The organism is Pseudoalteromonas sp. P80D2 (genome assembly GCF_036680945.1).
Classification (GTDB): domain Bacteria; phylum Pseudomonadota; class Gammaproteobacteria; order Enterobacterales; family Alteromonadaceae; genus Pseudoalteromonas; species Pseudoalteromonas shioyasakiensis.
In genome coordinates this window covers 404,962-424,741 of sequence record NZ_JAZDAR010000022.1, presented here as the reverse complement: position 1 = coordinate 424,741, position 19,780 = coordinate 404,962, and the positions used below count along the sequence as shown (strand labels likewise).

Annotated in this window: 15 protein-coding genes; 6 read left to right on the top strand and 9 right to left on the bottom strand. The window is 42.1% G+C overall.

Annotation, left to right across the window (positions count from 1 at the left end; genetic code table 11):
• The first annotated feature begins 27 nt into the window (after positions 1 to 27).
• Positions 28 to 3,675 carry a S8 family serine peptidase gene (locus VRK28_RS04445; RefSeq protein ID WP_082710924.1) on the top strand — a complete coding sequence of 1,216 codons (3,648 nt, stop codon included), beginning with the start codon at positions 28 to 30 and terminating at the stop codon, positions 3,673 to 3,675.
• Between the two features lie 5 nt (positions 3,676 to 3,680).
• The gene (locus tag VRK28_RS04440; RefSeq protein ID WP_062565873.1) at positions 3,681 to 7,433 is read left to right on the top strand and encodes a S8 family serine peptidase; all 3,753 of its coding nucleotides are present in this window, start codon (positions 3,681 to 3,683) and stop codon (positions 7,431 to 7,433) included.
• 62 nt (positions 7,434 to 7,495) lie between these two features.
• Here the strand turns inward: VRK28_RS04440 and VRK28_RS04435 are convergent, their stop codons facing one another.
• Both VRK28_RS04435 and VRK28_RS04430 read right to left on the bottom strand, forming a co-directional pair.
• Positions 7,496 to 7,831, bottom strand: coding sequence for a zinc ribbon domain-containing protein YjdM (locus VRK28_RS04435; protein ID WP_055199035.1), 336 nt, complete (start codon positions 7,829 to 7,831; stop codon positions 7,496 to 7,498).
• A 75-nt stretch (positions 7,832 to 7,906) separates the two neighbouring features.
• Positions 7,907 to 8,473, bottom strand: coding sequence for a Tll0287-like domain-containing protein (locus VRK28_RS04430; RefSeq protein WP_062565872.1), 567 nt, complete (start codon positions 8,471 to 8,473; stop codon positions 7,907 to 7,909).
• Between the two features lie 156 nt (positions 8,474 to 8,629).
• Here VRK28_RS04430 and VRK28_RS04425 point away from each other — a divergent pair, with 156 nt between their 5' ends.
• On the top strand, positions 8,630 to 9,094 hold the full coding sequence (locus VRK28_RS04425) for a TlpA family protein disulfide reductase (RefSeq protein WP_130167752.1): 465 nt from the start codon (positions 8,630 to 8,632) through the stop codon (positions 9,092 to 9,094).
• Here VRK28_RS04425 and VRK28_RS04420 read toward each other — a convergent pair.
• A complete protein-coding gene (locus tag VRK28_RS04420; RefSeq protein WP_156426484.1) occupies positions 9,069 to 11,498 on the bottom strand; it encodes a bifunctional diguanylate cyclase/phosphodiesterase in 2,430 nt (809 codons plus the stop codon). The two genes, VRK28_RS04425 and VRK28_RS04420, sit on opposite strands and share 26 nt — an antisense overlap.
• A 255-nt stretch (positions 11,499 to 11,753) precedes the next feature.
• Between VRK28_RS04420 and VRK28_RS04415 the strand changes: the two genes are divergently transcribed.
• Positions 11,754 to 12,341, top strand: coding sequence for a DUF4202 domain-containing protein (locus VRK28_RS04415; RefSeq protein ID WP_055021842.1), 588 nt, complete (start codon positions 11,754 to 11,756; stop codon positions 12,339 to 12,341).
• 20 nt (positions 12,342 to 12,361) lie between these two features.
• A complete protein-coding gene (locus VRK28_RS04410) occupies positions 12,362 to 12,877 on the top strand; it encodes a TFIIB-type zinc ribbon-containing protein (protein ID WP_062565869.1) in 516 nt (171 codons plus the stop codon).
• Between the two features lie 52 nt (positions 12,878 to 12,929).
• Here VRK28_RS04410 and VRK28_RS04405 read toward each other — a convergent pair whose 3' ends face one another.
• Positions 12,930 to 13,928, bottom strand: a complete 999-nt coding sequence (locus tag VRK28_RS04405) for an NADP-dependent oxidoreductase (RefSeq protein ID WP_062565868.1) — start codon at positions 13,926 to 13,928, stop codon at positions 12,930 to 12,932.
• 181 nt (positions 13,929 to 14,109) lie between these two features.
• Between VRK28_RS04405 and VRK28_RS04400 the strand changes: the two genes are divergently transcribed.
• Entirely contained in the window at positions 14,110 to 14,550 is a 441-nt protein-coding gene (locus tag VRK28_RS04400) for a MarR family winged helix-turn-helix transcriptional regulator (RefSeq protein WP_062565867.1), read from the top strand.
• Here the strand turns inward: VRK28_RS04400 and VRK28_RS04395 are convergent.
• From VRK28_RS04395 to hisS, 5 genes are all read right to left on the bottom strand, one after another.
• Positions 14,547 to 14,927, bottom strand: a complete 381-nt coding sequence (locus VRK28_RS04395) for a VOC family protein (protein WP_062565866.1) — start codon at positions 14,925 to 14,927, stop codon at positions 14,547 to 14,549. The two genes, VRK28_RS04400 and VRK28_RS04395, sit on opposite strands and share 4 nt — an antisense overlap.
• 115 nt (positions 14,928 to 15,042) lie before the next feature.
• Positions 15,043 to 16,512 (bottom strand): ribosome biogenesis GTPase Der, encoded by a 1,470-nt coding sequence (gene der / locus VRK28_RS04390; protein WP_054553521.1) that lies wholly within the window; start codon positions 16,510 to 16,512, stop codon positions 15,043 to 15,045.
• 75 nt (positions 16,513 to 16,587) lie between these two features.
• A complete protein-coding gene (bamB, locus tag VRK28_RS04385; RefSeq protein ID WP_062565865.1) occupies positions 16,588 to 17,766 on the bottom strand; it encodes an outer membrane protein assembly factor BamB in 1,179 nt (392 codons plus the stop codon).
• A 9-nt stretch (positions 17,767 to 17,775) separates the two neighbouring features.
• A complete protein-coding gene (locus VRK28_RS04380) occupies positions 17,776 to 18,396 on the bottom strand; it encodes a YfgM family protein (protein ID WP_055022059.1) in 621 nt (206 codons plus the stop codon).
• A gap of 24 nt (positions 18,397 to 18,420) precedes the next feature.
• The gene (gene hisS / locus VRK28_RS04375) at positions 18,421 to 19,695 is read right to left on the bottom strand and encodes a histidine--tRNA ligase (protein WP_058584526.1); all 1,275 of its coding nucleotides are present in this window, start codon (positions 19,693 to 19,695) and stop codon (positions 18,421 to 18,423) included.
• Positions 19,696 to 19,780: the final 85 nt, after the last annotated feature.

The following is a 19,780-nucleotide window of genomic DNA, read 5'->3' as shown; positions in this document are numbered from 1 at the left end:
ATAAAAATAACCAAAAAGAGAATAACTATGCGATTTTTATCTCATTCCATAAGACGGGGTTGTTCCTTGTTATGTGGTGTAAGTTTACTCAGCTCTGCTGCGTTTGCCTTACCACAAACAGGTGAGCAAATTAAAACATCGAACAAAAAAGAGCAGTACCTAATTGTGTTGAGTGATGTGGCAAGCTCAGCCATTCAAAACAAAAATCAAACTCAAGCAATAGCCGAGCAACAAGCTGATTTTATTAAATCATTAAAAAAAGAGTTTGCAGATATTAGCTTAGCCTCTCAAAGGCGAGTTCTGGGGAATACCTTAACGGTCAATTTAACTGCTGAACAAGCCGAGTTAGTTTCGTCTATGCCGGGTGTACAACATGTTCATGCAACAACGGGACTAGTGCCTTTACCAAAACCAATGACGATTAAGCAAACGCTTACAGCAGTTGAACAGTCGCAGGTTGTCGATAGTGACTTAGGCCGCGGTGTAAGTGTTGCGATTATTTCTACCGGTATCGATTACACTCATCAACTTCTTGGTGGAGAGGGGACTGTCGAAGCATATGAAAAAGCATGGAAATATGCGGATGTGCCATTTGATGGTTTCCCTACCTCGGTGGTAACCAAAGGATTGGACTTTTTTGGTGAGCGTGTGTCATATGCGGCTTATCATGACTTTAATCCAATTGATTCTGCATACGACCCGAATGGCGAAAGTGGCAGTCGAGGTACGGCATTAGCCTCAATCATCCATCAATTAGCACCATCAGCTGAGTTATGGGCTGCGAAGGTATACCGTGCCTCTAAAGTTGGGGCTAATGTGGTTCCATATCAGCCTACTGTTGATATTGTCGCACAAGCACTTGAATGGGCATTGGACCCAGACGGTGATGGAGATACGAGTGATAAAGCAGATATTATTTTATTAGATATCTCAGGTTTTGGGCCTGGTTATTACAGTAACCAAGATGTTTGGATTGGCGACTACGCACGTTTGGGTGTCAACATTCAAAAAGCGGCAACCTTAGGCAGTGTGGTGATTGTACCACAAGGCAGTGGTGAACAATTGAGTCACTATGCAACCCCTATTCAAGCTGTAGCCCCAGCTGCAATATCTGTAGGCACAACACAATCAATTGAAGATGACAGTGCTATTTATATGTCTAGCACTTCATTACATGGTCCTGTTCGTGGTGACATTGATGCTATTAAACCTGATTTAGTCGACTCGACTGACGCAGTGCAGGTGGCATTAGTGGGCACAGGGAGTGAACAGGTTTCGGCAAGCGATGCTGTTTTTGCCGCTGCTAAAGTTGCAGCCGCTGCAGCGGTTGTTAAAAGTGAAAATAGCGCCTTAACAGGGCAAGAAGTAAAAGCTATTTTGATGAATAGCGCAAATAGCAATGTGTTAAATCGTGATGGTTCAGAACAAGCTGAAGTAACACATAGCGGCGCAGGAAAATTACAGCAAGCCGAGGCTTTAAAAAATACAGCTGTGGCATTTTCATTGCCAGATGGTCAGCCGTCTTTGCATTTAGGAAATCTTGATATTGCTGACAATGAAACGCGAACAGTAACCGAGCAAGTGTATGTTAAAAATCTAACAGACAAAGCAATTACCTATGATTTATCGATAACACAAAAAACAGGCGGCCCTTCGCACGCTGCATTGACATGGCAATTACCAAGTTCAGTGACGGTTGAAGCTCATCGTGCCATGACCTTCCCTGTGTCAGTGACTATTGATGGCGCTTTACTTGAAAAATGGCCTCTGGTTGATGCTAAAGACTACACCCTAAAGAACTGGCGTGCCACTGAACTCGATGGTGATTTGCATCTAACTGCGTCTAATGATGAGTCTCTGTCAGCTATGCATCTGCCTTGGTTGCTACGTGCAAGACCGGCAACGAGTATTCAAGCTCATTACGATACTTATCAAGAGTATTACGGTTCTGTTTTCTTGAATGAACCGGGCGATAATCCACTGGGTGAGAGTTTATTTGAAGACTTTTTTGCTCGCGAACAAGCGTTTGAAAATACCTCTGCTACCGATGCAACATTCACTGTATTGCCGACCGTTGGTCGCAAAACCGAAATATCAGAAGCTGCAAATGGTGCTAAAAGTAGCATGATTATTGAAAACCTAGCCAGTGCAGTTGTGCCAGAGGAGCAATGTGAGAGCAAGCAAAAATTAAGCTTAGGCTTAACGTTTCATAGTAAACAAGACTTAGCATTTAGAACGTATTTCGACCGTAGTGATATGAACGGTACGATTGAGTTTTTTATTTTTAGAGAATCATTCTTAGAAATGTACCCAGACACTGCAGCGGGAACATTACTGAACTATGCCTCTAATGCGGATCTGCTTTTATATGGTTTCATAGATATTGATGAGCAAAATGTACCTACCGCTTATTATGTCGATGCGTCTATTGCAGCTGATCCATCGAATCCAAGTGCAAACTTAAAACAGTCAAGCTTGCCGATTCGATTTGTAACTGACTCGCGAGGTTTACTCGTTGATTATTGTACCGATGAACTTATCCGCGAAGATTTACCTGCAGAAGAGTTTGATCGCAATCTAGGGTATTTTGTGCGAACTGTTCGTGATCAAATTCCATCGACAGGCGATGCGCCTTTATTATTTAACCCAGTCAACATGGGGCCTAAAGTGGTGACTATAAGCTATGACTGGTTTGGTAATCAGATTGAATCAATCTCTAACGAAGCAAATTACGTAAAATTAAGTAAGGCACCTGGCGCGCAAGCGGTTGAAAATTACCATAGCGAAATGACTCTTGCACCCGGTGAGCAAGCTTACTTAACAGCTATGCATGATGGCTATTGTGACTATCGCGCTGTATGCGGTAAAGGATTTGTGCTGTTCAGCAACAACGCTGATTATCATATGTGGTCAAGAACCAAGCTATCAGATCAGTCAGGTGCAATTGCTAAACCATCTGCGGGTCAGCAGTTTGATGTATTTGAGAGCGCGCAAGCGGGTGATCTTGTAGGCCAAATCCAACTAGAGTCTATCAACTTCTTCAATATTGGGCCTGGTGAAGCGGGTGATATTTTTGGCACTTATCAATTCTATCTAGCAAACCCTCTTATTGATGATTCACTAGCCTTAATGCCTGATGGTCGCATTTTAGTAAATAACCCCGCTTCTTTAAATGCAGAGACTAATTCAGAATATGTGTTGAGCGTATTCGGGCAAATGCGCGATAACAACGTGATCATGAGCTCAACGACAGATATTACGGTCAATGTGAGCAGCTTGAACATTAACGCGCCGGTGCTAGTGGACAGCGCAAATACACAACTTCAATCTAGTGCTGGTGAAGCGCTAAATATCGCTATAAATGCGTTATTTACCGATGCTGATAGTGACACATTATTATTTTCAAGTAACAACTTACCTGCTGGTTTGACACTAAGCGACGACGGTGTGTTAGCGGGTAGCGTGAGCAGTGCGGCAAGCTATGATTTCACCATTAGTGTTTCAGACTCTCGTCACCAAACATCTCAAGACTTTACCTTGGTGGTTACCCAAGAAGCTGAACAAAGCACACATAAATCAAGTGGTAGCACGGGTCTATTTATTTTGCTGATGATGGCGTTATGGGTGTACTTCAAGCGAGCTCAACGCACCGCAGTATTTGGAATTAAGGAATAAAAATAATGAAAAAACTTTCCATTTTAGCCAGTATGGTCGGCCTATTAAGTGTTAGTCATGTTTCAGCTGTTGAAGGTGATGATAATGCACGCTTGAATTATCAACCGCTTGCAGCGCTAAAAGGTCGCGCTGTAATTAGTGATGATGTGTATCTAGTTGAATTTTCAGACCCATCGGTTGCTAAATCATCCCAATTCTCGGGCTTGTCGCGACTGAACGCCAGCATGCCAGCGGTAAAACATTATGCCGCTGATTTAAAAGCAGGGCAGACAAGCATCTTACAACAAGCCAGCCTGCATGCTGGTGAGAAAATTAATACCCTCTTTCAGTATCAGTACAGTATGAATGGTGCTGCCGTTCGTATGTCAGAAAATGCGGCGAATGTGTTACGTAAACAAACTGGCATAAAGCGCGTTGAAAAACGTCAAATTCATTATCTTCACACAGATTCAGGACCTCGCTATGTTGGTGCTCCTGCTATTTGGGATGGTGAGACAGGTGTTGCGACAAAAGGTGAAGGCGTCATTGTCGGCATTATGGATACAGGAATTAATGCTGATCACCCAAGCTTTGCAGCAAGGGGTGATGACGGTTATACCCATGTAAATCCACTGGGCGATGGGCAATACCTTGGTGACTGCCAAACCCATAGTGAATTTTGTAATAGCAAACTGATTGGTATTGTGAGTTATGCCGATATCTTAAATGGCTATCCTTTAGTGCCAATCGATGAAGAGCGCTATGATGAATTAGGAAGCCGTTTGGAAATCGGGTTTGATTTTAATGGTCACGGTAGCCATGTTGCGGGTACTGTTGCAGGTAATATCTTAAAAAATGTACCTGCTTATAATGCAGAAGGAAAAGAGTCTAATTTCGCTTTCGAGCAAATAAGTGGCATGGCACCACACGCTAATATTGTGTCTTATCAGGTTTGTTATCCGGGTAATAGCGATGATTATTTAGTAGGTTGTTTACCAGAGCTGACTTTACAAGCTGTAGAGCATGCGATTGCAAATGGTGTAAGCGTACTGAATTATTCAGTTGGTGGTTCTGCAACAGATCCTTGGTATGGATTTGAAAGCCAAGCCTTTTTAAATGCACGTACCTTTGGTGTCCATGTGGCGACATCGGCGGGCAACTCAGGGCCAGATAGTGGCACCATAGGTACCCCTGCAAACTTACCTTGGGTGACAACGGTTGCTGCGTTCACACATGACCGTACCTTTGCAGAAAAACAGATCAGCTTCACTGGTGGTAATTTTAGTTTGTCACCTTTAGTTGGCCGCAGTGCCAGTGGTGGTTTAACAGCTGAAATAGTGGATGCTGCTGACTTTGGTGATGGTGACTGTTTAACGGAGTTTGCCGCTGGTACTTTTAATGGTGAAATCGTTGTGTGTCGACGCGGTGAAATTGCGCGTGTGGCAAAAGGCTCAAATGTTAAAGCTGGCGGCGCTGGTGGTTTAGTACTTATCAATGTCGATGGTGGCAGTGAAACGGTAGATAATGATTTTCATGTGCTGCCATCAATTCATTTAGATGCAACTAAAGGTCAGAGTTTAGTTAATTGGCTAGCAGAAGGTAGCAACCATATTGCCGTAATCGAAGAAGGTGAAATGGTGAGCGATCCTGATGCTGGCTCTATTGCTGGGTATTTCTCATCACGTGGTCCAGGACTTCCTTACGATAGCTATTTTTCGTTAGATATTGCCGCTCCAGGGGTAAGTATTTATGCACCTTTCACTGAAAACCAGCCATTTAGTAACACTAAATCTGAAGCTAAATTTGCATTTTTAGATGGAACGTCAATGGCAAGCCCACACGTTGCGGGAGCATATGCGCTAATTGAAGCGTTGCACCCAGAGTGGACACCAGCCGAAGCACAATCTGCGATTGTTATGACTGCCGATAGTAATGCTTTTGTTGATGATGACAATACAGGACAACCAACCCCAGCTAATTTTTATGAAATGGGTAACGGTATGCTGCAGGTGCAATATGCTGCACAAGCAGGACTTGTACTGAACGAAACAGAAGCAAATTATTTAGCGGCTGATCCACAATCTGGCGGAAACCCTGCAACACTCAATCTTGCACAACTTGTAGATCAAGCTTGTGTTATTAGTTGTCAGTGGAGTCGAACGTTTAAGGCAACCCGTAAAGGGACCTGGCAAGTAACATCGGCTGCGAGAGTAGGCGATATTACATTAACAGCGGAACCTGCCTCATTCACATTAAATGAAGGGGAAACGCAAACGCTGACCATCACCGCAAGCAGTAGTTATAGTTCGGATACCGATGTGCAAATGGGGCATCTAATTTTGAAAGATGGCGAGCCAAGCCATACATTAACACTGCCAGCAGTGGTTAATTTTATTGCGGGTGTTGGTCCTGAAGCACAACAAGTGCAAACTCATAGTGCAGCAGGTAGCCTTCAAGTATCAGGTTTTAAAAGCGGTGCTAAGTTAGATGATTTAACTTTGCTTGCGCGTGGTCTGAAACGTGTAGAAGAGTATCAAATTCAAATAAAAGCGCCTGAAACTCAGCCTTACAATATGGATTGGAGCTATGTAAAAGACAATCGCTATGTTCTGCCATTAGTTGTAAACAACAGTACGCAACGTGTTTGGGTAAATATCGAAAGTACGACAAGTAAAGACTTAGATGTTTACATTGGTCTAGATGAAGATTTAGACGGTGATGTCAGCGCGTATGAAGGTTCAAATCAGATGATTTGTATCAGTGCAGGAGTTGACTCCAATGAACAATGCGACCTATTACAACCTGAGCCAGGTGTGTATTACATCGTGATCCACAACTTTGAAGGTTCTGCAGCAAATGCGGTGGATGATGTTCGTTTTACAGTCGCTACGTTACAGGATGAATCAATGGACAATTTAACTGCAGAGTTAATTGCTGGTGAAGAAGGCGCATTTTCTATCAAAGCGAATTGGCAGCTAGAAGATGCAAAACCAGGTGACCGTTATTTAGGTGTACTTGCCGCAAAAACAAAATCAGGACAACGTTTTGCAGATACCCCAATTGATTTTGTTATTACAAACCCTTTATTAAGTATTCAAGCAGATTCAGACGTTGTATTACGTAGTGAACAGGTGAGTTATGAAATAACGATTAATAGCTCATCAATTCCGAGTGAGGCTGTTCTATCGTTTCTATTAACTGAAGGGGCCGAAGTACTCTCTGTAGACGGTGCAGAACTCGTTACTACAGAGGGAAAAACTCAGCTGATCTTAAACGGACAAACTGACATTAGCATGCAGGTAGATGTTACTGATATGGTCGGATCTCAACTTGACTTTGGTGTGTCTTTTGAAGTGTCAGAACAGCAAACTGATAGCTATACCGCTGAATCTATTAAGGTGATAGACCCTATAACATTGACAGTTAATGGTGAACAAAACCTAATAGTTAGTGCAATAGAAGAAGCTACACTGGTATTGACTGCGTCAGCAAATGAAGGCACTTCGTTAGTGTGGAGCCAAGTTTCTGGCGTGAATGTTACATTAAATGACGACAATGCAGGCGTATTAACTCTTAATTTGCCTGAGCTTGATGAAGCAACAACACTTATTTTCAGTGTTACAGCAACAGACGAATACGGCCAAAGTGTGTCGCAACAGGTGACAATTAATGTTGCGCCAGAGTCTAAAAAATCAAGTAGCGGTTCGCTATCGTTCCTTACATGTCTGGCAATAGGCTTGTTGGTGGTAACTCGACGCAAATTTGTTACCGCTAAATAATAACCCCCTAGGTTATGTATACCAAAGCCACACTTAAACCAGTGTGGCTTTTTATTTGCTTATTAAGCTTTTTTAACAAACTTAGCGGTTACCATCATTTCACCAACGCCATCAACTTTACAGTCTAATTCGTGGTCTTTTTTGTCTAACACGCGGCGAATCACGGCTTTGGTGCCTATTTTAATCACTTGTGAGCTGCCTTTGATTTTTAAATCTTTCGCAACAGTCACTTTATCGCCATCGACCAATAAGGTGCCGTTAGCATCTTTCACATTGATCACATCATCGGTATCAACCGCATTAGGATCCCACTCATGAGCGCATTCTGGGCATACTAAATTGTTTTGATCTTCATACACGTATTCAGAGTTACATTGTGGGCAAGGAGGAAAAGACATAAATGGCACCATGGTTGATTTTAAAAGGGTATTTTAATGGCTAAGAGCAAACTATGCGAGTACAAGGCTTTTATTTTATGGCTCAGGCGTTTCGAGCGTTTTGGTAATAGAGAATATTCCTCTTAGATCACCAAGCCGATAGCCTGTGGCTAAATCATTTGGGTAATGTTCGTTGAGTGCTTGTTTTACTTCTGGCGCAATTGTTTGGCCATGACAATTGAGGCAAACTGGCGCGACTTTTATCGCTTTAGCAAAGCGAAATTGACCATCTTTATTGGTTGAAAAAGTCACATTGTCGATGCTCTCAGTGTTTCTGATCATATCGAGCAGCTGGGCGATTTTTTCAGCTTCCCATTCATCGGGTTGATTATTTGGATTACGGTTTTTAGTGCTTTTACGTGCTACCGTCCAACCATCAGTTGATAAGCTATCGCTAATGGCCGGGGCTTGCATTTTGCACACGTTAATTCCTTCGACTAAACCACCTTGCTTGATTGCGGCTCCTAAAGCTGATTTAAGCGTAGTGGCAAATTCAGTTGCTCGCTGCGCTGCTTGAGTTTCTAGAGTCGCTGATTTTGTTTCGGCATAAAGACTAGGTGAAAGTAACACAGTACAAATCACAATTGTTCTGAAGGAAAACATAGTAAAACCTTACATTAGATATATCTAATATAGTAGTTTGTTTTTACTTTACATGCCAATTTAACCTGCAAAAAATAACGATTCTTTGCACAAAGCCTGCTGGAGTGTTGTTGCTAAATTGGTTAAGGTGAGGAAAATATCTTGAGAACAAAAAAAATGAAAAAACTAATTTATATCGCCGCTTTGTTATTCTCTGCCCTGACATTTGCAGGTACCGCTCCATACAGTGGAGAGATAAGTCGTGATGACTTACTTAAAGACTACTCTGCATTTAGTGAAGAGTACGATGAATACACACCGAGTGAAGAAGAGTTAACCACGATAAAAGCACTGCAAGGTAAGCAAGTTTTGGTGTTTTTAGGCACTTGGTGTCATGACTCAAAACGTGAAGTGCCTCGATTTTTGAAGCTTCTCGATACTGCAAAGGTGCAGTTAGGCTCACTTAAACTAGTGGCCGTTGGCTACGACAAGCTAGACCCTGCAGGGTTAGCAAAACAGTATGACTTAATGTATACGCCAACCATTATTGTCCTTGATGGCGAAAAAGAGCTTTCCCGTATGATCGAAAAGCCAAAACAAAGCTTGGCTTTGGATCTTACGCAACCGGGTCAAACGCTATAAAATCATCAATAGATAAGGGCATTGAAATTAAGTAACCTTGAATATAATCAATGCCTTTATCACTCACCAATTGCCACTGCTCTGAGCTTTCGACTCCTTCTGCGGTAATCGTTAAGTCTAGTTGATGGGCTAAATCGCTCATCGTTTGTAAAAATAAACCATCACGTGGGTTATCCACGCAATTACAAATAAAGGCACGGTCAATCTTAACGTTATCTAGCGGAAACTGCTGAATCGACGACAGTGATGAATAACCCGTTCCAAAGTCATCAAGTGATAAATTAAAACCTGCTAATTTAAGTTCATGCATTAGGTTTATGGCGTACTGGGTATTTTGAAATAGGGCGGATTCGGTGATCTCAAGATTAATTTTTTGATTAGCCGGAAATAGCTTAGCTTTTTCTTTACTGAGTCGTTTAACTAAATGCACATCAGAGAACTGCTTACGCGACAGGTTGATCGATACTTTAATACGAATATTGTTATCAACCATGCGGTGGCAATCTTCAGCAACCTTAGCAACAATCCAACGTGATAATAAATTAATGAGCTCTGATTGCTCAGCGATTGCAATAAACTCCACTGGTGACACAAACCCTCTAACAGGGTGCTGCCAACGTACAAGCGCTTCACAGCCAATCAGTGTGCCATCTATAGTGTTTACAATTGGCTGATACACCATACTTAGCTGTTCGTTGGCCGCAAGCGCATGACGTAGATCACTTTCGAGGTTACTTTGTGCAATAAGCTTATCTTTCAGAGATTGGCTATAAACAGTAAATGTTTTTTGTGTACGGGGGCATTCATTCATCGCAATGAGGGCTGTATTGATTTGCTCAGCCGCATCGATGTTTTGTAAGTGTGGATAACCCACGCCAATGTATAAGTGGTAAAAATGAGCGCTACCAGCGGTTTCAATAATACCGCCGACCTGATGCTGTAATTTATCTAATAGAGCGGCAAGCTTTTCATCAAAAATGGCTTCTTTTAGTAATATTAAAAAACAGCCAGGTTTTATATGAGCGCAAAACGCTTGATGTAAGTCAGAAAATTCAATTAGCCGGTTAGCTATCGCTGTCTGTAGTTCATTTAAGTAATCTTGACCGTAAATATCTTCTAATTGACGATAGCCTTTGATCTCGGCACACAATAAAGTAAGACCGCTACTGTATTGGTCTTCAGGGCATAAACTAGCGATATATTTTTCGCTGTAATGGCGATTGGCAAGGCCAGTGACCGAGTCAAAATGTGCTTGTTGGTAAAGCTCATGTTGGCGTTGTTTTTCAGCACTTATGTCTTTAATCGTACCAACCAAGGTGTTAGTTTTAGGGTTCCATTCAGCGTGTTCATGAAACCAGCGTTTTTCTCCATTGAGTTTAATCGTGTACTCAATTTCAGTTGGGCTACTAGGCTTAGTATGAATAAAATTTAAAAACGAATTTTTATAAAAGCTATCGATTTTTTCACAGACATCAGTAATTGATTGCGCTTTGCTTTGTTCTTTGAATAGCGATTTAGCTTGTGATGATAATTGCCTAATGCTTTTATCAGGCGACAGATGCCAACTGCCTACGCCACTGAGTGACTGAGCTTGTTTTAATTCAAGTGCCTGTTCAGACAGCTCTAAGGTTTGCTTTTGCACAAGTTTTTCGAGGTTTTGCTCATGCTCACGTAACCGACAAGTAATCGTAATCAAATAGCAGCTAACCGATGAAAGTAACAGAGCTATGAGTAGTAATACTAAAAATTCAACATGCGCTCGATAAGCAAACTCGTCTTTAATACCCACAACCCAATGTTGATTTTCAACATCGAGGTTGTAAGTTGACCAGTGGCTTTGCTCAAAACTGTGGTTATTTAAAAGCGGCGCGTAGCTATTCGCTGTTTTTTGCCAAACCTCATAGAGGTGAGGGTGTGAAGTAGTCTCAGGGCTCAAATTTGCTATAAATTCTGGAAAACGCAGCACCGCGATTGCAAACCCCCAAAACTCATTTTGATCAAAAATTGGTAATCGAGCGACTAAGCCTTGACCACCTTGAGCCAACTCTTTAGGTCCATCGATTTGCATTTTTTGAGTATCAATGGCTGTTTGTAATGACTTTTCAATACTTTGCATCTTGAATAAGTCGACACCAATCACACTCTCGTGACTGGTTAGCGGGTAGCTGTATTGAATAACCCCTTTTGGTGCAAGTTGAATAGTTTGGCTACCATCACTATGAGTTAATATCTCAGTGGCAAGGGTTTCGAATTCAGTTTGTGTGTATGTAAAGTCACGCATCGCGGCGCGAACAAGGTAAGGACCAAGGAGTGCGCTATCAAGTGCTTTTTCAAGGTTACTGCTGTAACTGTTAAGTGCTGCATTTTGCTCAATTTCATGCATTTCTTGTCTATCGTAAAACACTTTTAGTGCGATCGCCGAAAATAAACAGAAACTGAGAAAAAAAGAAGTAAATAACAACGAAAAATATGTAATATTACGCAATGGCGTCTCTGAATTAAGTAGGTATTTAAGTGCTAATCTTGCTTTTAAAAATACTAGTTTAGGGTTAGCTGGTTGTCTAGCGAAGATCTAGAATTTTAGTTGAATTTTTAGCAAGTTAAAAAAATAATTGTACCTAAATACAATGAATTGCAAGCACAAGTAAGATTAAACACTATGTACCAAGCCGTTATAAAAGCGATAGATGCAGCGAATGCTGTCGACCCAAATCGTGTAAAACAAGATGATCAAGAGCTAGCAAAAGAGTCTTTATATGCAATGCGTATGACCGATATGCTAAACCGCTTTAATCCACAAGCCGATGAGTTGATGCATATTGCTGCGCGAGGCCAACATATTGAGCGTTGGCGCTCTCCTCGCAGTGATTTTCCTATGGGTAAGCAAGGTTATTATCAATGGCGTACTGCTTTATATGACTTTCATGCCGAGCGTGTAACAGCCCTTATGAAAACGGCGGGTTACGCGCCGGAAGAATGTGAGCGCGTATACGCAGCCGTTGCTAAAAAGAACATAAAACGAAACCCTGATAGCCAATTGATTGAAGACATTGCAAGCCTTGTGTTTATTGAGCATTACATGCTTGATTTTGCAAGTAGTAAGCCTGATTACGATGAGCAAAAATGGTTGGGTATTATTCGTAAAACATGGCAAAAAATGTCAAATGAAGCACATGACTTTGTATTAGCTGGTAACATCAGCTTACCTGAGCCGCTTAAACCGTTAATTACAAAAGCGCTAAATTAATTATAAAACAAGGATGTACTATGTTTTGCCCGCGTACTAAAACAGCCCTTGAAGCAGTGAGCATTGGCGACGTTAACGTGTATTTATCAAAAAGCGGTGGGGTATTTTTTGATAACCGACAAATATTTCACTTTAGCGATCCGAATTTAAAACCCGCGCAAGTGCTGGTGGCTCATTTACAAACCCTGCCAACAGAATGTGTTGATTTAGCAAAGCGAATTAATTGTCCGAATTGCCCTGACGTGGTGATGATGCGACGCTTTTTCACCCCACTAAAAGTGGTTGAAATAGACGAATGTCCAAATTGTGCTGCTATTTGGCTTGATCATGGTGAGCTTGAAAAGATCCATGAAAATCATTTAACGCCAAAAGAACGTGAAATGCTGCGTATTGATATGGCCAATAATCATGGTTTTATTCAAGTTAAAATCCCAAAAAGGCGCTACTCAGTTCATGCTGAAAAGCCTGAGTCTAATGCAACGTCATCATTAGAGAAACTAGCAGAACTTGCGTATTTATCGATTTTGAATGACTGATAATAAGAAGCCTGTACCAACTAAGATACAGGCTTTATTTGCATGCTAAGCGTTAAAGCTTAACTAGCATTTTTCCTTTATTTTTACCTTCGAACAGGCCAAGAAATGCATCAACGGCATTTTCGATGCCATGGTATACCGTTTCTTCAGATTTAATTTTACCTTCGCTGATCCACGCGCCCATTTGTTCAATAAACTCAGGGAACTGATCAAAGTAATCAATCACGATAAAGCCTTGCATGGTGAGCTTTTTCGAGTTGATATAAAACAGGTTGCTTGGCCCAGGTTGTGCAGTGTCGTTATTGTAACCTGAGATCATGCCACATACAGGAATACGGCCGTAATCGTTCATTACATTGAGTGCGGCTTCAAGGTGATCGCCACCTACGTTTTCAAAGTACACATCAATGCCTTGTGGTGCCGCTTGTTCAAGGGCTTCTGTTAGGTTTGCTACCGTTTTGTAATTAATTACTGCATCAACACCCAACGCTTTAACCATTTGTGCTTTTTCGTCAGAGCCAACCGAAGCAATCACTTTACAGCCTTTTAGCTTAGCAATTTGGCAAACAACGCTACCTACAGCGCCTGATGCAGCTGAAACAAACACGGTATCGGTTTCTTTTAGGCTAATTACCTTTGTTAAACCTGCCCATGCAGTTAACCCAGTCATGCCCATAGTACTTAAAAACAGTTGGTCTGGTAATGGTACGTTTGGCAGTAACGTTAAGTCGCTGCCATCGCTAATGTGCATGGTACGCCAGCCGCTAATATGACTTACTTTGCTACCAACAGGAAAGTCATCATTGCGTGATTCAACTACTTCGCCGATAGCACCGGCTTCCATCACTTCGTTTAAGTTAAATGGCGCGATATATGATTTACGATCAATCATGCGCGGGCGCATATAGGGGTCAACTGACATCCAGGTATTTTTAATTAACACTTCGCCGTCGTTCAAATCAGGAAGTGTTACGTCTACCTGCGCAAAATTAGCCTGTGTTGGTACACCCGTTGGGCGTGAAACTAAATGAATTTGTTGACTTGTCGCCATATAAACCTCGAATCTGCTAGATTAGAATCAATTAATGAGTTGCACAAAACATTTGTGCGCAAACTATTTGCGATCAATTTAATGATCTTTACTATAAAAGGCAATAGATCGTCGGAAAATAATTTGCGCGCAAACTAAATTAAGGCAATAATACGGCTGTATTTCAGTTTAGGGTAGCAGCATGAGCAACAACTTATCAGACAATGTATGTTTCACTTTATACAGTGCAACAAATGCGTTGATCAGAGCGTTTCGACCAATCCTCGAAGCTTATGACTTAACCTATCCGCAATATATTGTGATGCACTCACTTTGGTATAATAACCAAGTGAGCTTAAAAGCACTTTCTCATGACACGCACCTCGATTCTGGCACCTTAACACCAATAGTTAAGCGCCTAGAAAGCAAAGGTTTATTGACTCGTCAGGTATCAAGTGAAGATGAGCGTAAAAAAGTAATTTCGTTAACAGAGCAGGGCATGCAACTTAAAGTTGATGCTGAAGAATTAACGGCTAAGTTAATGGCACGCTCAAATATGAGTTTGGAGCGAATCGAGTTATTACGCGAGTTAACCCTTGAGCTGCATACTGACCTAACAAAAACGGACCTTACAAAAAGCTAATCTTCTACTAAACACACTAAAGTGCCTTCAATAGCGCGAACATACGCATAATGCTGGGCGTCTTTTTTAGTTGGCGGGCACAATGGCTCAGCACCAGCAAGCACAGCTTTATCGTAACTTTCGACTAAATTATGGCAGCTGAATCTTAGCTCAAAACCAAGAGCTGGTTGCTTAGGATGGGCGCGAATATAGCCTTGCTTGAAGTATGATTGCGCATGCGGGTGGGTCGCAAAAGCAAGTTTTACAGATCCTGTCACAAGTTCACCGTATTCGGCATCGTCACTGATATGGTTGGTATTTAAACCAAATGCTTGATAGTAAAAGTCGAGTACTTCTTCTACGTTATCGACGTAAATAACCTGACTTAAAAAGTCCATTTATGCTGCTCTATTTATTGTTCGTTTATTAAATAAAGCATAGTTTTAGTAATAAAAAAACCTTGTAAGTCATACTCACAAGGTTTTTTTAATACTTAAAGCTTAGCTGTAGAAATTACGACTTGTTGCGGTTTTCTTTCGCAAATGCACGAATTTTACGTTTTTGCGATAAAGTCACTTTATTAGTGCGACCCGCGTATGGATTATCGCCTTCTCTAAATTCAATTTTAATCGGCGTACCCATAATACCTAATGCTTTACGGTAGTAGTTCATTAAGTAGCGTTTGTAGCTATCAGGTAAGTCATGAACTTGGTTACCGTGGATCACGATACGTGGTGGGTTATAGCCACCTGCGTGAGCATATTTAAGTTTTACACGACGACCGCGAACAAGTGGCGGTTGGTGATCAGCTTGAGCCATATCCATGATACGACGCAGCATCGCTGTGCTGATACGCTTAGTTGCTGACTCGTATGCTTCGTCTACCGATTCAAATAAGTGACCTACACCTGTGCCATGTAAAGCAGAGATAAAGTGTAAACGTGCGAAATCGATGAAACCTAAACGACGGTCAAGCTCTGACTTAATACGTTCTTTAACGTAATCATCAAGGCCGTCCCATTTGTTAACAGCAACAACCAATGAACGACCTGCGTTTAAGGCAAAACCAAGTAAGCTTAAATCTTGATCAGAAATACCTTCGCGCGCATCAACCACAAGCAATACCACGTTAGCGTCTTCAATCGCTTTAAGGGTTTTGATCACAGAGAATTTTTCTACAACATCGCTTACTTTCTTACGCTTACGAACACCCGCAGTATCAATAAGAATGTACTCTTTGTCGTTACGTGTCATCGGAATATAGATAGAGTCACGGGTTGTACCCGGCATATCGTAAACGATTACACGTTCTTCACCTAAGATACGGTTTGTAAGTGTTGACTTACCAACGTTAGGGCGACCGATAATAGCAAGCTTTACTGGTTTGTCAGCAAAGGCTTGCTGGTTGTCTTCGCCTTCTTCATCTTCGCTGTAAAGATCAACTAATTCGTCATCACTTTCTTCAAGCTCTTCAGCTTCGCCTGCAAGTTCTGCAATAACAGGCTGTAGAGTTGTTTCAAGTAATTGCGTGATACCACGGCCGTGAGCCGCTGCAATGTGATGTACGTCGCCTAAGCTTAGCTGGTAGAACTCTGCACAGTATGAATCTGCATCAATGCCATCAACTTTGTTTGCCACAACAAAACATTTCTTTTGTTGTTTACGAAGGTGGTTAGCAATCGCTTGGTCTGCGGCAGTCATACCTGCGCGGGCATCAACTAAAAATAGCACGATATCGGCTTCTTCAATCGCTAGTAGCGATTGCTCAGCCATTTCAGTTTCGATACCTTGCTCAGAACCGTCAATACCACCCGTGTCTACCACGATAAATTCATAGCCATCGTAATCAGCTTGGCCATATTTTCTATCTCGTGTTAAGCCTGGAAAGTCTGCTACGAGGGCGTCACGAGTACGTGTTAAACGGTTAAATAATGTGGATTTGCCCACATTGGGTCGCCCAACAAGAGCGATCACGGGAAGCATAAACTACCTCTTAAAAAAACAACAAAAGGCTTCGCCAAGCGAAGCCTTAGAAAAATAACGTTTACTATTAGTAAGTTAGTTTGGAATTTTAACCGCGCTAACTTCACCATCTCGGGTGTATAAAATTAACTTGTCACCGGCAACAACTGGCTCAATAAAGAAACCTGAGCTGTCAAAGTCTTCGCGCGATACAAGCTCACCCGTTTCTTTGTCTAACCAGTGTAGGTTACCTTCTTGGTCACCTAGTGCTAAATATTTACCAGCCACGGTAGGGCCTGTTAAGTACCAGCCGCGCAGTGCCGGTTGGCTCCAACGCTCAATACCTGATGTTTTATCTAGACCGTAAACAACACCATCGCTATCAACAACATAGATAGACTGGCTATCCATTGATAAATCACGGTAGCTGCTGTACTCACGTTTCCAAACAACATTACCAGAACGAATATCAACGGCTGCTAAGTTACCATTATAGGCGATTGCATAAGCATATGGACCGCTAATTAATGCTTGTGTATCTACATCAACCAAACGTTCAAACTCAGACGCACCTTTTGGAGAAGCAATTTCAGCACTCCACGCAGAGTAACCATTTTCAGAAATTAATACGCTTAATTTACCTGTTTCAAGGCCTAGCAATACACCACCGTTGGCTACAGTTGGTGAACTTTGACCACGTAACGTCAGAGGTGGCACTTCTTGTTCAAAGCTCCAACGCTCTTCACCTGTATCTGGGTGTACAGCTAATAATTTACCTGAACCTAGGTTTACAAAAATTAGGCCGTCGCCTGCAGCTGGTTTAGCAAGTACTTCGCCTGGCATCGTTTTACGCCAAACAATTTCACCTGTTTCACGGTCAAGAGCAGTTAAGTAACCATGCTCAGAACCAACGAAGATTTTGCCGTAAGCTTGTAAAATACCGCCCGATAACTTGGCACTTTCTGTGGTTTCCCAAGGCCAGAAAGCTGGGTTTTCACGCACATCTGTTTGCCATAGCGTATCGCCATTTTCAAGCGATAGGGCTTCAACTTCACCTTCGCGGTTTGCTACATACACAACATCGTTATGAATAGCCGGTGTTAAGCGCGAGAAATAGTGCTGAACACCATCACCGATTGATTCTTGCCAAACTACTTCTGTCTCAAATTGATTAACAATTTCAGGCAGTACTAGTTCTTCCTCGTCATCACTTGACGAACACCCAGTCAGGGTTGCGATACACAGAGCAAGTGTTGCCGCTGTTAACTTCTTCATCTTAACCCCTTACGCCGCTGGGCTAGTTTGTGCTAAGTCATCAAGTTTAATTTGTAATAACGGATTGTTTTCAAGGCCGCCATTATCAGCAGCAGCTTGGTATTGGCTGCGAGCTTGATCTTTGTCGCCTTGTGCAGCATAAACATCGCCTTTTAATTCAGCGACTGCAGCAGCAAATGATGCTGGAAGCTGGGCGTTTAGCGTTGTTAGCGCTTGCTCATATTGCTTTTGTGCAAGGTGAACACGAGCAAGGCGCGTTGTTGCCGTTGCTTTAAGCTCAGGGTTTTGCTCGTTGGTGATGATCCAGTTCAGCTTTTCGCTTGCTGCATCAAGGTCATTCTTTTCAACGGCTTCTTTTGCCGCAACAAATGCTGTAAGCGTGCTGTAGCTTGACTCGCCATTGTCTTTAATAAACGTATCCGCTTTTTCTAGCACGGCACCGCTTTCAACAAGTTGTGTGAAAGAGTCAGATGCTTTCTCAGCTGTGGTGATTTGGTTTTGGTTATAAGCTTTCCAACCATATAAACCACCTAAACCTGCAACAATACCAATTGCAAGTGCTAAACCATTTTCACGGAAAAAGCGTTTGATCGCTTCTTCTTGTTGTTCTTCTGTTGAATAAATTTCCATGCTTACCTCTGTTGCTAGCTGGGCTTAAATAAGTTCAGCTAGTAGCGTTTTCGCTTCTTCTAGTTTTAAGGTGACTTGTTCTTTACGCTCACGTAAGTACTTAATAGTCACAACGCCTTGTTCTAATTCATCTTCGCCGATAATAACCGCGACTAGCGCATCGCTTTTATCTGCGCGTTTTAATTGCTTTTTAAAGTTGCCACCGCCTGCGTGCACCATAACACGTAGACCTGCAACATCTTTACGTAATTGAGCGGCAATGATTGGCGCTTGAATGCTGGCTTTATCGCCCATGGCTGCCAAATATACATCAGCACTACGGCGGATGTCACCTACACTTTCTAGTGCTTGAAGTAATAACACTAAACGCTCAAGACCCATTGCAAAACCTACCGCTGGTGTTGCTTTACCGCCTAGTTGTTCAACTAGACCATCGTAACGACCACCGGCACAAACGGTTCCTTGTGCGCCTAGGCTATCAGTTACCCACTCAAAAACGGTGCGGTTATAATAGTCAAGGCCACGTACAAGCTTTTCATTTACCGTGTATTCGACGCCTGCAGCGTCTAAACGTTCACATAAATTTTCAAAATGTTCTTTTGATTCAGCGTCTAAGTGCTCAGATAGTTTAGGCGCATCAGTTAAAATAGCTTGTACATCAGGGTTTTTGCTATCTAACACACGTAAAGGGTTGGTGTGCATACGACGCTTAGAGTCTTCATCAAGTACATCGACGTGTTGCTCTAAGTAAGCAACAAGTGCATCGCGGTAGTCTGCACGCGCTTCATTTGAACCTAATGAGTTAAGCTCCAGACGAACGTGCTCACTGATACCAAATTCTTTCCATAATTGGGCTGTCAGCAAAATAACTTCTGCATCAATATCAGCAGTGGCAATGCCGAATGTTTCTAAACCAAATTGGTGGAATTGACGGTAACGGCCTTTTTGTGGACGCTCGTGACGGAACATAGGGCCCATGTACCATAAACGTTGTTCTTGGTTATACAGTAAACCGTTTTGATTACCTGCACGCACACATACTGCCGTACCTTCAGGGCGAAGTGTTAAGTTATCGCCATTACGGTCTGCAAAGGTGTACATTTCTTTTTCGACGATATCGGTTACTTCACCGATAGAGCGCTTGAATAGGTCGGTTGATTCAACAATTGGAAAACGAATTTCTTGATAACCAAACGATGAAACTGTTTCACGTAAAATGTCTTCTACTTTCTGCCAAATTTGCGTATCGCCTGGCAGACAATCGTTCATACCACGAACTGCCTGAATTTGTTTTGCCACTGATAAATCCTAAATACTGTACTTGCGCTGAAAAAATCGCGCCTCAAGAAAAACTAAAAAATTGACCCGTCATTATACCGTCTAA

Excerpts from the sequence above, each read along its gene's own strand:
- VRK28_RS04400 (WP_062565867.1), top strand. The coding sequence starts at position 14,110 with ATGAGCAACAACTTATCAGACAATGTATGTTTCACTTTATACAGTGCA.
- VRK28_RS04445 (WP_082710924.1), top strand. The coding sequence starts at position 28 with ATGCGATTTTTATCTCATTCCATAAGACGGGGTTGTTCCTTGTTATGT.
- VRK28_RS04425 (WP_130167752.1), top strand. The coding sequence starts at position 8,630 with ATGAAAAAACTAATTTATATCGCCGCTTTGTTATTCTCTGCCCTGACA.
- VRK28_RS04380 (WP_055022059.1), bottom strand. The coding sequence starts at position 18,396 with ATGGAAATTTATTCAACAGAAGAACAACAAGAAGAAGCGATCAAACGC.
- VRK28_RS04410 (WP_062565869.1), top strand. The coding sequence starts at position 12,362 with ATGTTTTGCCCGCGTACTAAAACAGCCCTTGAAGCAGTGAGCATTGGC.
- VRK28_RS04415 (WP_055021842.1), top strand. The coding sequence starts at position 11,754 with ATGTACCAAGCCGTTATAAAAGCGATAGATGCAGCGAATGCTGTCGAC.
- der (WP_054553521.1), bottom strand. The coding sequence starts at position 16,512 with ATGCTTCCCGTGATCGCTCTTGTTGGGCGACCCAATGTGGGCAAATCC.
- VRK28_RS04440 (WP_062565873.1), top strand. The coding sequence starts at position 3,681 with ATGAAAAAACTTTCCATTTTAGCCAGTATGGTCGGCCTATTAAGTGTT.
- VRK28_RS04435 (WP_055199035.1), bottom strand. The coding sequence starts at position 7,831 with ATGTCTTTTCCTCCTTGCCCACAATGTAACTCTGAATACGTGTATGAA.
- VRK28_RS04395 (WP_062565866.1), bottom strand. The coding sequence starts at position 14,927 with ATGGACTTTTTAAGTCAGGTTATTTACGTCGATAACGTAGAAGAAGTA.
- VRK28_RS04405 (WP_062565868.1), bottom strand. The coding sequence starts at position 13,928 with ATGGCGACAAGTCAACAAATTCATTTAGTTTCACGCCCAACGGGTGTA.
- VRK28_RS04430 (WP_062565872.1), bottom strand. The coding sequence starts at position 8,473 with ATGTTTTCCTTCAGAACAATTGTGATTTGTACTGTGTTACTTTCACCT.
- bamB (WP_062565865.1), bottom strand. The coding sequence starts at position 17,766 with ATGAAGAAGTTAACAGCGGCAACACTTGCTCTGTGTATCGCAACCCTG.